Here is a 12,168-nt window from a genome sequence, read left to right as displayed (position 1 = left end):
CGATCCTCCGGGTGCATTAGGTGAGGCTTACCAACCCTAGAAGACTAGGATGGAAAACCTGCCCTGGCCGTCCGGATACGACATCCCTGCAGTCCGGACGCGACGCGTTCCACCGGCCAGGGCGCACCCCAGTTGGACCGCACTACCCGGGAGGAACCTGATGGGCTTCACACGCGACCTGGCCACTGCGGTACCGGAGCACGCCGTCCGCTTCCTGGGCCACCCGGAACACGTCCACGACGCCCCACACCTGATCCATATGGTCATGGGCAGAGGGACCCTGAAAGTCGACGGCGAGGCCATCGTGCTCGAACCCCGCACCTCGGTGTTGCTCGCTCCACACGTGCCGCACGCGCTCGCGCTGGACGACCATTCGATCGCTCTGGGTCCGCTCCTGGCCCCGCACACCGCGCCGGTCGACAGAGTGCGTCGCCTCGGGGTGGTGCCGGCGATCACCGATCTCATGCTCGCGCGGCTGGCCGCTCAGCCGCACACCTCGCACCAGGTCGCGGTGTTCACCGAGAGCCTGGAGGAGATCATCTCGGCGATCAGCACGGACGAGTTCGTGTCCCCACTACCGGTCCACCCGACGGTTCTCCGGATCGCGGAAGCGGCGGTCCGCTCCCCGGCACCGCTCTCAACGCTGTGCGAGAAGTCGGGGTTGAGCGCGAGGCAGACCCAGCGGATCTTCGTCGCCGAGACCGGGTATGGGTTTCACCGTTGGCGGACGCGGCGCCGGTTGAACACAGCGATCCGTAGCCTGAAGAGCGGATCCAGCGGGGACAGCGCCGCGCGAGCGGCCGGTTACTCGAGCAGAGCGAGCCTGCTCAGGGCGTTGAGCAGGGAATCGGGGGTGCCGCTCGAGGTACTGCGCGTGGACCCTCTGGCATCCCTGCCGGAGTCGAGGCGCGGTCAGCCGCAGTCGACGGCGATCACCGTCAGTGACCCCGGGGCCACTTCGGTGTACCCGGCGTCGACCACGGCGGCCACTCCCGGGACACGGGCGGACACGGCTGCCGAGAGTTCACTCCACCGGGCGGAGTCGGCCTTCCGCACGGCTACCAGGAGCCCGTCGTCGATCCACCGCTCGAGCCGGTCGCGGTCCATCTCCGCGATCAGCACCATCACCCCGTGACCGACCTGGGCGGCGGCCTTCCCCACGGACATCTCGAGTGCCCGGTCGACCCAGACCACCGGCACACCCGGCGGCGGTGGGCCGGGATCGTCCCGCTCGAGGTCGGTACCCCCGATCTGCAGGCGGCCCAGGCGCGGGTCCACCTCGTCGACCGGGCCGGGGACGAACGCCCTGGCCGCACAGCCGTCCACCTCGCGGGTCACACCCTCGACCTCGAGAGCGGTACGCCACTGGGCGCCTCGCGCTCGCCGCGCGATCTTCCGCATCCGGGCGTCCAGCCAGGCCCCGTAGGCCTCGTGCCACTGCCCACCCGGCGCGACACGCTCGTCCAGGCACAGCGCGGCGACGGCGCCCGCGACAGCCTCGAGCAGCGGGGTCCGTCCGGGGAGGTCCGCCTTCGGCAGGTGCAGCACGATCGGCATGGATCGGACGGTGCCACGGTCGTCCGGGTCCTCGGTCCCGGCCGACCCGGCGCGGAGTCGGGCGTGGCACCAGTCGAGCGCGGTGCCGGTCGCAGGACCTCCCGCCGGCTGTGCGTCTGTCATTGGCTCCTCGGCGAGTGGCCCACCGCCCTGTGGTCCCTCGGTCACACGAGCGGGACGCGGCGGTAGGTCCCTGCGGCGGTGTCGGCCGCCTCGATCTCGTCGCGCGTGATGCCCAGGACGAACAGCACGGTGTCGAGGAACGGCTTGGACAGCGACGCGTCGGCCACCTCGCGGAGGGCGGGCTTGGCGCAGAACGCGATCCCCAGCCCCGCGGCGGTGAGCATGTCGATGTCGTTCGCCCCGTCGCCCACCGCGACGGTCTGGCTCAGCGAGATGCCGAGCTCCTCGGCGAACTCGCGCAGGTAGTCGGCCTTGGCCTCACGATCCACCACCTCTCCGATGACGCGGCCGGTGAGTACTCCGTCCTCGATCTCCAGCGTGTTGGCCCGCGCGAAGTCGAGACCCAGCTCCTCGGCGAGGCCGGCGATCACCTGGATGAACCCTCCCGACACCACACCACAGCGGATGCCGAGACGCTTGAGGGTGCGGATGGTCGTCCGCGCACCCGGGGTCAGCACGATGCTGGCCGCGACCTCGTCGAGGACGGAGGCCGGCAGTCCGGCCAGCGTCGCCACGCGCTCGTGGAGGGACTGTGCGAAGTCCAGCTCACCCCGCATCGCGCGTTCGGTGACCGCTCGGACCTCTGCCTCCCTGCCCGCGTGGGCGGCGAGCATCTCGATGACCTCACCCTGGACCAGGGTGGAGTCCACGTCGAACACCACCAGACGCTTGGACCGGCGGCCGAGCCCGGCACCGTCCACCGAGATGTCGACGCCGTGCGCGTCCGACAGGGGCGCCATCGCCTCGCGAAGCCTGGCGTCGTCGGCGGCGTCACGACCGGCGGTCGAGACCTGCAGCTCCAGACCAGTCACCGGGTAGTCGGCGATCCCCCGGATGGTGTCGATGTTCGCGCCGATCGACGCGAGCGAACCCGCCACCGCGGAGAACGCCGACGCGGTGACCGGACTGCCGAGGATCACCACCGCGTGGGTCGAGGGCGGGGTCGGGGGCGCGATGTCGTCGAACTGGACCTCGAGCTGCATCCCCAGCTCGTGGACCTGCTCGGTGAGTTCGCGGACCACGGCCACGATGTCGGCGCCGTCGTCCACCCGGACCATGAGCCCCAGGGAGAGGTGGCCGTTGACCACGACCTGCTCCACGTCCACCAGGTCGGCGTGGTGGGAGGCGAGGACCGCCATGATCCTCGCGGTCACACCTGGCCGGTCGGGACCGGTGACGGTGAGTAGTGCCGGGGTACCGGGGGTGCTCACGTGTGCTCCTGACGAGTGCTCGTACTGACGACTGGGGGGGATGGACAGGATGGGCCGACACGCGCCGAACCCCGCCGGAGGACGAGCCTACCGACGGGGTTCAGCGGGTCAGACGCCCGTGGGTGAGTACGGGCGGGCGGGTCAGCCCCTCTGCGGGGACGAGCCGCGCTCGGCCACATCCTTGACCGCAGCCGGGTCCTGGGCCGCGGCCCGGCCGCCGACGTGGGCCTCCGCACGCATGCGCTCGCTCATGTGCGGGTAGTGCAGTTCGAACGCGGGGCGCTCGGAGCGGATCCGGGGCAGGGTCACGAAGTTGTGACGCGGCGGCGGGCAGGAGGTCGCCCACTCGAGCGAGTTGCCCGCACCCCACGGGTCGTCGACCGTGACGATCTCGCCGTAACGCCAGCTCTTGATGACGTTCCAGATGAACGGCAGCATCGCGATCCCGAGGATGAACGAACCGATGGTGGAGATCTGGTTGAGGACCGTGAAGTTGTCCGTGGCCAGGTAGTCGGCGTACCGGCGGGCCATGCCCTGGTTACCGAGCCAGTGCTGCACGAGGAACGTGGTGTGGAAGCCGATGAACATCAGCCAGAAGTGCCACTTGCCTAGCGTCTCGTCGAGCATCCGGCCCGTCATCTTGGGGAACCAGAAGTACACGCCGGCGAACGTGGCGAACACGATCGTGCCGAAGAGGGTGTAGTGGAAGTGGGCGACGATGAAGTACGTGTCCGAGATGTGGAAGTCGATCGGCGCGGCGGCCATCATGATGCCCGTCAGGCCACCGAAGAGGAAGGTCACGATGAAGCCGAGCGCGAAGATCATCGGCGTCTCGAACGTCATCTTCCCGCGCCACATCGTGCCGATCCAGTTGAAGAACTTCACGCCGGTGGGAACGGCGATGAGGAACGTCATGAAGGAGAAGAACGGCAGGAGCACGGCGCCGGTGACGAACATGTGGTGCGCCCAGACCGCCATGGACAGCGCGGCGATCGCGAGGGTCGCGAAGATCAGACCGGCGTAGCCGAAGAGCGGCTTGCGCGAGAAGACCGGGAAGACCTCGGAGACGATGCCGAAGAACGGCAGCGCGAGGACGTACACCTCGGGGTGACCGAAGAACCAGAACAGGTGCTGCCAGAGGATGGCGCCACCGTTGCCCGGGTCGTAAATGCGGCCACCGAACTGCCGGTCGTAGAAGACGCCGAGGGCGGCGGCGGTGAGCAGCGGGAAGATCAGCAGGATCAGGACCGACGCCACGAGGATGTTCCACGTGAAGATCGGCATCCGGAACATGGTCATACCCGGCGCGCGGAGGCAGATGATCGTGGTGACGAAGTTGACGGCGCCGAGGATGGTTCCGATACCGCCGATGCCGACACCGAGGATCCACAGGTCCGCGCCGACGGCCGGCGAGTGGATCTTGTCGGCCAGCGGCATGTACATGGTCCAGCCGAACGCGGCCGCACCACCCGGGGTGAGGAAGCCCGAGAGCATGATCGTGCCGCCGACCGCGAACAGCCAGTAGCCCAGGGCGTTCAGTCGCGGGAAGGCGACGTCGGGTGCGCCGATCTGCAGCGGCATGATGTAGTTCGCGAACCCGACCACGATCGGGGTGCCGTACAGCAGCAGCATGACCGTGCCGTGCATGGTGAACAGCTGGTTGAACTGCTCGTTGGACAGGAACTGCATGCCCGGGACGAAGAGCTCGGCCCGGATGAGCAGGGCCATGAGCCCGCCGATGAAGAAGAAGACGAAACAGGTGACGATGTACATCAGGCCGAGCAGCTTGTGATCGGTCGTCGTCATCATCTTCCACACGAACGAACCCGGCCGGGCGGTGCCCGTGGGTACGCCCGGCGGATGGTCGAGATCGTCGACCGGCTTGGGGGCCACTGCGGTCATAAGGGTCCTCCTGAACGCCTCACCCGACGCCGTGGGTCGAACCACCGACCCCACGTCGAACGCAAAGGAATAGTGCGTGAGGGCAATCCTAACCCTCCGCTGAGAGCGTCCACCACTCACCCCGCCGAACTCGCCGGGGCGGGTCATCTGCGGGAATCCGGCCCCGTCACGACACGCCCGAGATCGCGCCCGGACCCGCCTCGACCTCCACTTCGACTGCGCCCGCGACCCATCTCCTAGGCTCTCACCCATGACCGATCTCGCGCCGAGCCGACACCGCCCTCGCGGACGGGGGTACCCTTCCACCCCCGTGCGGGTCTCGGTGGGCGTCGTGGGCCCGCTCGTCGCCGGTCTCGTGCTCGCCGGTTGCGGGCCGTCCCCCGTCGACATGGTCGAGTACCCCGTCACCACGACCCCCTCACGGATGGCCGGCGAGGAGCTCCAGCGCTCCGCCGAACCGGAGGAGTCGTGTGCGCCCGTACCCGCGCCGGCCGAATCCGCCGGGAGCGGCGTCAGGGAGGTCGCGTCCGTGGACCCGGCCGAGGCGACCGTCGAGGTCCCCCGGTCGCCGGAACGGATCCTGGCGCTCGGGGCCGGGGCCGTGGATGTCGCGTGTGCCCTGGGGCTGCAGGACCTCGTCGTCGGGACGTCCGGCCTGCCCCGTGACGCCGATGTCTACCTCCCCCCTCCCCTGGTGGGACTCCCCGACCTCGCGATCACCGGCGACTCGGGCGCGGAGGGCGCTGCGGCCGCGGCCCGTGAGCTCGACCCAGACCTCATCGTGCTGGCGGACTCCCTCGATCCCGACCCGTCTGTGGTGCGGGCGTTGGCAGAGGTCGCCCCGACCGTCGTGTACGACGCGCGGAGCCTGAACTGGACCGAGAGCACCGAGGCGATCGCCGACGCCTACGGGCGGCCGCGCGCCGGCGGCGATCTCCTGCTGGACGTGATCGACCGGGCCCGGTTCACCGCCGACGCCACCACCCCGAGCGACACCTGGGTCTCGCTCGTCTCCGTCTCCGACGCCGACGGAATAGTGGTCCAGCAGCCGGACACACTCGGGAGCCTCATGCTCGAGGCGGTCGGCGCCGGTCGACCGCCGGCACAGCGCACCCGGGACGGCCGGCGGATCGAGCCCGCGCCCGAGTCTCCTGCCGTGGGAGACGAACTCGACGGTGACGTGATATTCGCCGTCGTGGGTGGCAGTGACCGCTCGGAGCAGTCCGCGCGGGAGGCCTTCGCCACCGCACGGTGGACGGACCTCGCCGCGGTGGGCGCGCGCCGCATGTTCGTCGTTGACCGGGCCGTGTGGGAGGGATCCGGCCCCGTGGCCGCACGCGCGGTCCTCGACGACATCCGGAGTTCCATCAACGGGATCGCCCCGGACGGGTAGACGCGGAGCCGGCCGTTCCGGCCGACCGGGGACAGGCCTACCTGGGACACCAGCCCGACGACCTCACCCCGGCACCTGATCGGGTGCCGGGGTGAGGTGGTGACGACGATCGGGTCAGAAGTCCCAGTCCTCGTCCTCCGTGGCGACGGCCTTGCCCATGACGTAGGAACTTCCGGAACCCGAGAAGAAGTCGTGGTTCTCGTCCGCGTTCGGGCTGAGCGCCGAGAGGATCGCGGGATCGACGTTGGTCTCGTCCTTGGGGAACATCCCCTCGTACCCGAGGTTCATCAGCGCCTTGTTGGCGTTGTATCGCAGGAACTTCTTGACGTCCTCGGTCCACCCCACGGTGTCGTAGAGGTCCTCGGTGTAGTCCGCCTCGTTGTCGTACAACTCGAAGAGCAACTCGAAGGTGTAGTCCTTCAACTCGTCGCGCTCGGCCTGACCGATCTGCTCGAGGGCACGCTGGTACTTGTACCCGATGTAGTAGCCGTGTACGGCCTCGTCCCGGATGATGAGCCGGATGATGTCCGCCGTGTTGGTGAGCTTGGCCCGCGAGGACCAGCGCATGGGCAGGTAGAAGCCCGAGTAGAAGAGGAACGACTCGAGGAGGGTCGAGGCGATCTTGCGCTTGAGGGGATCCTCCCCGGAGTAGTACCCGAGGATGATGTGCGCCTTGCGCTGCAGGAAGGTGTTCTCCTCCGCCCAGCGGAAGGCGTCGTCGACCTGCGGCGTGGAGCAGAGCGTCGAGAAGATGGTGGAGTAGCTCTTGGCGTGGACCGACTCCATGAAGGCGATGTTGGTGAGCACCGCCTCCTCGTGCGGGGTCGACGCGTCGGGGATCATGCTGACCGCACCGACCGTCCCCTGGAGGGTGTCCAGCAGTGTCAGGCCGGTGAAGACCCGGGTGGTGAGCTGCTGCTCCGAGTCCGTCAGCGTCTGCCACGACGGGATGTCGTTGGACACCGGGACCTTCTCCGGGAGCCAGAAGTTGCTGGTGAGCCGACCCCAGACCTGATCGTCGACCTCGTCCGTGACGCGGTTCCAGTTGATCGCCGACACCCGGTCGACGAGCCGGGGGGCGACCCCGGCGGCGGGGCTGTGGGATCCCGGAGCGTGCAGCTCGGCGGTCATCGGATCTCCTCGTGATGGCGGGGGTGGTTCGGGGCGCAGGCCTGAGGCCCGGGGGTCAGAGCATGCACGAGACGCAGCCCTCGACCTCTGTGCCCTCGAGTGCGAGCTGGCGCACGCGGATGTAGTACAGGGTCTTGATCCCCTTGCGCCACGCGTAGATCTGGGCGCGGTTCACGTCGCGGGTGCTGGCCGTGTCCTTGAAGAACAGGGTCAGCGAGAGCCCCTGGTCCACGTGCTGGGTGGCCGCCGCGTACGTGTCGATGATCTTCTCGTACCCGATCTCGTACGCGTCCTGGTAGTAGTCCAGGTTGTCGTTGGTCAGGTAGGGTGCCGGGTAGTAGACGCGACCGATCTTGCCCTCCTTGCGGATCTCGATCCGGGAGGCGACAGGGTGGATCGACGAGGTCGAGTTGTTGATGTAGCTGATCGACCCGGTGGGCGGCACGGCCTGCAGGTTCTGGTTGTAGATGCCGTACTGCTGCACGTCGGCCTTGAGCGCGCGCCAGTCCTCCTGGGTGGGCACCGCGACGCCCGCCTCGGTGAACAGCTGGCGCACCCGCTCGGTGGCCGGCTCCCATGCCCTGTCCGTGTACTTGTCGAAGAACTCGCCGGACGCGTACGTGGACTCCGGGAACCCGGCGAACCACGTCCCCCGCTCCCGCGCGAGGAGGTTCGACGACCGGACCGCGTGGTAGAGCACCGTGTAGAAGTAGATGTTCGTGAAGTCCACGCCCTCCTCCGACCCGTAGTGGATCCGCTCGCGGGCGAGGTAGCCGTGGAGGTTCATCTGCCCCAGGCCGATCGCGTGGGACTCGGCGTTGCCCCTCTCGATCGACGGGACCGAGTCGATGTGAGTCTGGTCGGACACCGCGGTCAGCCCCCGGATCGCCGTCTCGATGGTCCGGCCGAAGTCCGGCGAGTCCATGGCCTTGGCGATGTTGAGGGAGCCGAGGTTGCAGGAGATATCCTTGCCCACGTGCGAGTAGGTGAGGTCCTCGTTGTACGTCGACGGCGTGGAGACCTGGAGGATCTCCGAGCACAGGTTCGAGTGCGTGATCTTGCCGGCGATCGGGTTGGCCCGGTTCACCGTGTCCTCGTACATGATGTACGGGTAACCGGACTCGAACTGCAGCTCGGCGAGGGTCTGGAAGAAGTGCCGCGCGTTGATCTTGGTCTTCTTGATCCGGCTGTCCTCGACCATCTCGGTGTAGTGCTCCGTGATGTCGACATCCGCGAAGGGCTTGCCGTAGATCCGCTCGACGTCGTACGGCGAGAACAGGTACATGTCGTCGTTGCGCTTGGCCAGTTCGAACGTGATGTCCGGGATCACCACGCCCAGCGACAGGGTCTTGATCCGGATCTTCTCGTCCGCGTTCTCCCGCTTGGTGTCGAGGAACTTGAAGATGTCCGGGTGGTGGGCGTGCAGGTACACCGCTCCGGCACCCTGGCGGGCGCCGAGCTGGTTGGCGTAGGAGAAGGAGTCCTCCAGCAGCTTCATCACGGGGATGACGCCGGAGGACTGGTTCTCGATGTGCTTGATCGGGGCGCCGTGCTCGCGGAGGTTCGACAGCAGCAGCGCCACCCCGCCACCGCGCTTGGACAGCTGCAATGCGGAGTTGATGTTGCGACCGATCGACTCCATGTTGTCCTCGATGCGCAGCAGGAAACAGGAGACGGGCTCGCCGCGTTGCTTCTTGCCCGAGTTCAGGAACGTGGGGGTGGCCGGCTGGAAGCGACCGTCGATGATCTCGTCGACCAGGCGGCGGGCGAGGTCCTCGTCGCCGTCCGCGAGCGTGAGGGCGACCATGCAGACGCGATCCTCGTAGCGCTCGAGGTACCGCTTCCCGTCGAAGGTCTTGAGCGTGTACGAGGTGTAGTACTTGAACGCGCCGAGGAACGTGGGGAAGCGGAACTTCTTGGCGTAGGCGTGGTCGAACAACTCGCGCACGTAGTTGCGCGTGTACCGGTCGAGCACTTCTCGCTCGTAATAGTTCTTGTCGACCAGGTAGTCCAGCTTCTCGTCCAGGTTGTGGAAGAAGACCGTGTTCTGGTTGACGTGCTGGAGGAAGTACTCCCGCGCGGCCTCACGGTCCTTGTCGAACTGGATCCTGCCGTCCGCGTCGTAGAGGTTGAGCATGGCGTTGAGCGCGTGGTAATCCAGGCGCTGCCCCTCGCCCGCCTCGCCGGCGATGGTGCCTTCGGGGGTCACGGTCGGTGCTGCCAAAACTCTTCCAATCCTTCGCGGACGCGGATGACGTCCTCTTGTGTGCCCATCAGTTCGAACCTGTAGAGGTACGGGACCTCGAGTTTGCGTGCGATCACGTCGCCTGAGACCGCATAGTCCGAACCGAAGTTGGTGTTACCGGCGGCGATCACGCCGCGGCAGAGGCTTCTGTTGTGCGCGTTGTTCAGGAACGCGACGACCTGTCGCGGGACCGACGCCCCGGTCCTGCCCGTGACCTCGAGGCATCCCCCGTACGTCGGGACGATCAGAACATACGGGTCCGACACGATCGGCCCCGCTTCGGTCCTCCGCGTGGGTATGCGCAGCGCCGGGAGCCCCAGACGGTCGACGAACCGCTTGGTGTTCTCGGAGACGTTGGAGAAGTAGACGATCCTCACCGGCTCGGTGGCCGACAGCGGAGCCGCCATGACTGCCCCCTTCGGATCACATGTGTTCGGGTTCCCGGGTTCAGGCCGCGACGGTGACGAGGGCCTTGATCCGGTCCGGCCGGAAACCCGACCAGTGATCGGAACCGGACACCACGACGGGAGCCTGCAGGTACCCGAGGGCCATCACGTACTCACGCGCGTCGTCGTCGACGGAGATGTCGACCACCCGGTACTCGACGCCCTGCTTGTCGAGCGCCTTGTAGGTGGCGTTGCACTGGACGCAGGCGGGCTTGGTGTAGACGGTGACCATCAGTCGTGGACCTCTTTCGGCACGGGCGCCGGGGAGGCGCGGAGGGGCTCTTCTCGGACGGTCATCGGTTCCGGCGCTTCCGCCCGGCCTGTGGATAACCGTGGTGTCTGTCAGGGTTCACAGCCCGAATGCCACAAGTGGCATTCATCGGGGGCCGCAACACTCTAGACACTACCCCTAGTGTCCGACGAGTCAATCGACCACAACATTTTGGTCTTACAACGGTGGTATTCCCAGGTCGCGATCCCGCCTTGTGGACACTTCCCACCCACCGTTGTCACGGTCGACCCGAATGCCGGCGCCACGCTCCCCGCCCGTCACTCTGCCACGCGCGAGACGGTGCCGGAGACCCCGTCCGGCGCCCCACAGGTCGTCCCCAACCACCCCACACCTTGTCCCCACTCACTCCACAGGGGCGACGGGGCCACCGTCGCGGGAGGGCACCGGGAGGCCTCGTGACGGCGGGGTCGTCCGGGGTCACCGTCGCGGGAGGGCACCGGGAGGCCTCGTGACGGCGGGGTCGTCCGGGGTCACCGTCGGCGCGGGCCGGCCCCGCCCCGGGACGACGACGAGGGCCCGCCGCCGGCGAACCGGAGGCGGGCCCTCGAGGGTGCGTGGGATCCCACGCGGACGGACTCAGCCCTGGCGGGCCTTGAAACGGGGGTCCTTCTTGTTGATCACGTAGACCTTGCCGCGACGACGGACAACCTGGGCGCCCGGCTTGTTCTTCAGCGACCGAAGGGACTTGCGGACCTTCATCTGGCGCTCCTTAGGCTCTCGGGGCGGCCGTGATGGCCGCCGACACGACTGGGGATGACTGCGCGACACGTCCGACCCGGAGGTCGGATGCACGACACACAACTGGTCCATCGTAACGGACTGCCCCGTCAGAACTCCAACCGGCGGAACCGGGCACCTCGTGCGCCCAGTCCGCATGTCACGCAGAAGTCACACTTGCTTCCTATGCTGACGCCATGACTCAGTCCTCTCCCGACACCGGCGCTCTCCGCGCATCCATCATCGCCGAACTCGGCGTTCGCCCCGACATCGATCCGGAGCACGAGGTGGCCCGGCGGGTGGCGTTCCTGGCCGAGTACCTCCGCAGCACCCCCGCCACGGGTTTCGTCCTGGGGATCAGTGGGGGCCAAGACTCCACCCTGACGGGTCGACTGTGCCAGCTCGCCGCCGAGAAGCTCCGCGACGAGGGCCTGCCCGACGCCCGCTTCGTCGCCATGCGCCTGCCCCACGGCACCCAGGCGGACGAGGACGACGCCGTCGCGGCCCTGAACTTCATCCAGCCCGATGCCCGTGTCACCGTCGACATCCGGGCGGCTTCGGAGGCCGCCTCCAGTGCGGCTGCGACTGCTCTGGAGGACCTTCCCGGCCACGCGGGTCCGCTCCGCGACTTCGTCCGCGGCAACGTCAAGGCGCGCCAGCGGATGGTCGCGCAGTACGCGGTGGCCGGGCAGCTCGGCCACCTCGTCGTCGGCACCGATCACTCCGCCGAGGCTGTCACCGGTTTCTTCACCAAGTACGGAGACGGCGGCGTCGACCTCACCCCCCTGACCGGTCTCACCAAACGGCAGGGTGCAGCGCTGCTGCAGCACCTCGGGGCCCCGGAGTCGACCTGGCGGAAGGTCCCCACCGCGGATCTCGAGGATGACCGCCCGGGCCTGCCCGACGAGGTGGCACTGGGCGTGACGTACGAGCAGATCGACGACTACCTGGAGGGCCGGGACGGCGTGCCGTCAGAGGCCGCTGCACGGATCGAGCAGCTGTTCCTGGCCACCCGCCACAAGCGGGCGGTCCCGGCCACGCCACTCGACACCTGGTGGCGCGAAGGGTGACGCCCCGATTGTCGGTCACCG

Annotated in this window: 10 protein-coding genes and 1 pseudogene; 3 read left to right on the top strand and 8 right to left on the bottom strand. The window is 68.0% G+C overall.

Annotation, left to right across the window (positions count from 1 at the left end; genetic code table 11):
• Positions 1–49 precede the first annotated feature (49 nt).
• Positions 50–856, top strand: a pseudogene (locus ABIE38_RS01220) (helix-turn-helix domain-containing protein); the annotation flags it as partial.
• A gap of 56 nt (positions 857–912) precedes the next feature.
• Here the strand turns inward: ABIE38_RS01220 and ABIE38_RS01215 are convergent.
• The 3 genes from ABIE38_RS01215 to ctaD form a co-directional block, all read right to left on the bottom strand.
• Entirely contained in the window at positions 913–1,680 is a 768-nt protein-coding gene (locus ABIE38_RS01215; RefSeq protein WP_354053631.1) for an aminoacyl-tRNA hydrolase, read from the bottom strand.
• A 41-nt stretch (positions 1,681–1,721) separates the two neighbouring features.
• Positions 1,722–2,951 (bottom strand): phosphoserine phosphatase SerB, encoded by a 1,230-nt coding sequence (serB, locus tag ABIE38_RS01210; RefSeq protein ID WP_354053630.1) that lies wholly within the window; start codon positions 2,949–2,951, stop codon positions 1,722–1,724.
• A gap of 141 nt (positions 2,952–3,092) precedes the next feature.
• A complete protein-coding gene (ctaD, locus tag ABIE38_RS01205; protein ID WP_354053629.1) occupies positions 3,093–4,853 on the bottom strand; it encodes an aa3-type cytochrome oxidase subunit I in 1,761 nt (586 codons plus the stop codon).
• 250 nt (positions 4,854–5,103) lie between these two features.
• On the opposite strand from ctaD, the gene ABIE38_RS01200 reads away from it, so the two are divergent.
• Positions 5,104–6,246 carry an ABC transporter substrate-binding protein gene (locus ABIE38_RS01200; RefSeq protein ID WP_354053628.1) on the top strand — a complete coding sequence of 381 codons (1,143 nt, stop codon included), beginning with the start codon at positions 5,104–5,106 and terminating at the stop codon, positions 6,244–6,246.
• 114 nt (positions 6,247–6,360) lie between these two features.
• On the opposite strand, the gene nrdF is transcribed toward ABIE38_RS01200, so the two are convergent.
• The 5 genes from nrdF to ykgO all read right to left on the bottom strand — a co-directional run bounded on the left by nrdF (position 6,361) and on the right by ykgO (position 11,059).
• A complete protein-coding gene (nrdF, locus tag ABIE38_RS01195; protein WP_182609498.1) occupies positions 6,361–7,377 on the bottom strand; it encodes a class 1b ribonucleoside-diphosphate reductase subunit beta in 1,017 nt (338 codons plus the stop codon).
• Between the two features lie 55 nt (positions 7,378–7,432).
• Positions 7,433–9,514: a class 1b ribonucleoside-diphosphate reductase subunit alpha gene (nrdE, locus tag ABIE38_RS01190; protein WP_354054061.1), complete on the bottom strand. Its 2,082-nt coding sequence runs from the start codon at positions 9,512–9,514 to the stop codon at positions 7,433–7,435.
• A gap of 68 nt (positions 9,515–9,582) precedes the next feature.
• Positions 9,583–10,029, bottom strand: a complete 447-nt coding sequence (gene nrdI / locus ABIE38_RS01185; RefSeq protein ID WP_354053627.1) for a class Ib ribonucleoside-diphosphate reductase assembly flavoprotein NrdI — start codon at positions 10,027–10,029, stop codon at positions 9,583–9,585.
• Positions 10,030–10,069: 40 nt separating this feature from the next.
• The gene (nrdH, locus tag ABIE38_RS01180; RefSeq protein ID WP_277817551.1) at positions 10,070–10,300 is read right to left on the bottom strand and encodes a glutaredoxin-like protein NrdH; all 231 of its coding nucleotides are present in this window, start codon (positions 10,298–10,300) and stop codon (positions 10,070–10,072) included.
• A gap of 636 nt (positions 10,301–10,936) precedes the next feature.
• Entirely contained in the window at positions 10,937–11,059 is a 123-nt protein-coding gene (ykgO, locus tag ABIE38_RS01175) for a type B 50S ribosomal protein L36 (protein ID WP_003852698.1), read from the bottom strand.
• 215 nt (positions 11,060–11,274) lie between these two features.
• Between ykgO and nadE the strand changes: the two genes are divergently transcribed.
• Entirely contained in the window at positions 11,275–12,147 is an 873-nt protein-coding gene (nadE, locus tag ABIE38_RS01170; RefSeq protein ID WP_354053626.1) for an NAD(+) synthase, read from the top strand.
• Positions 12,148–12,168 lie beyond the last annotated feature (21 nt).

It is taken from the genome of Dietzia sp. 2505 (genome assembly GCF_040546785.1).
In the GTDB taxonomy this organism is placed as follows: domain Bacteria; phylum Actinomycetota; class Actinomycetes; order Mycobacteriales; family Mycobacteriaceae; genus Dietzia.
Note: the sequence above shows the minus strand (reverse complement) of the source record. Positions and strands in the feature narration are given on the sequence as shown.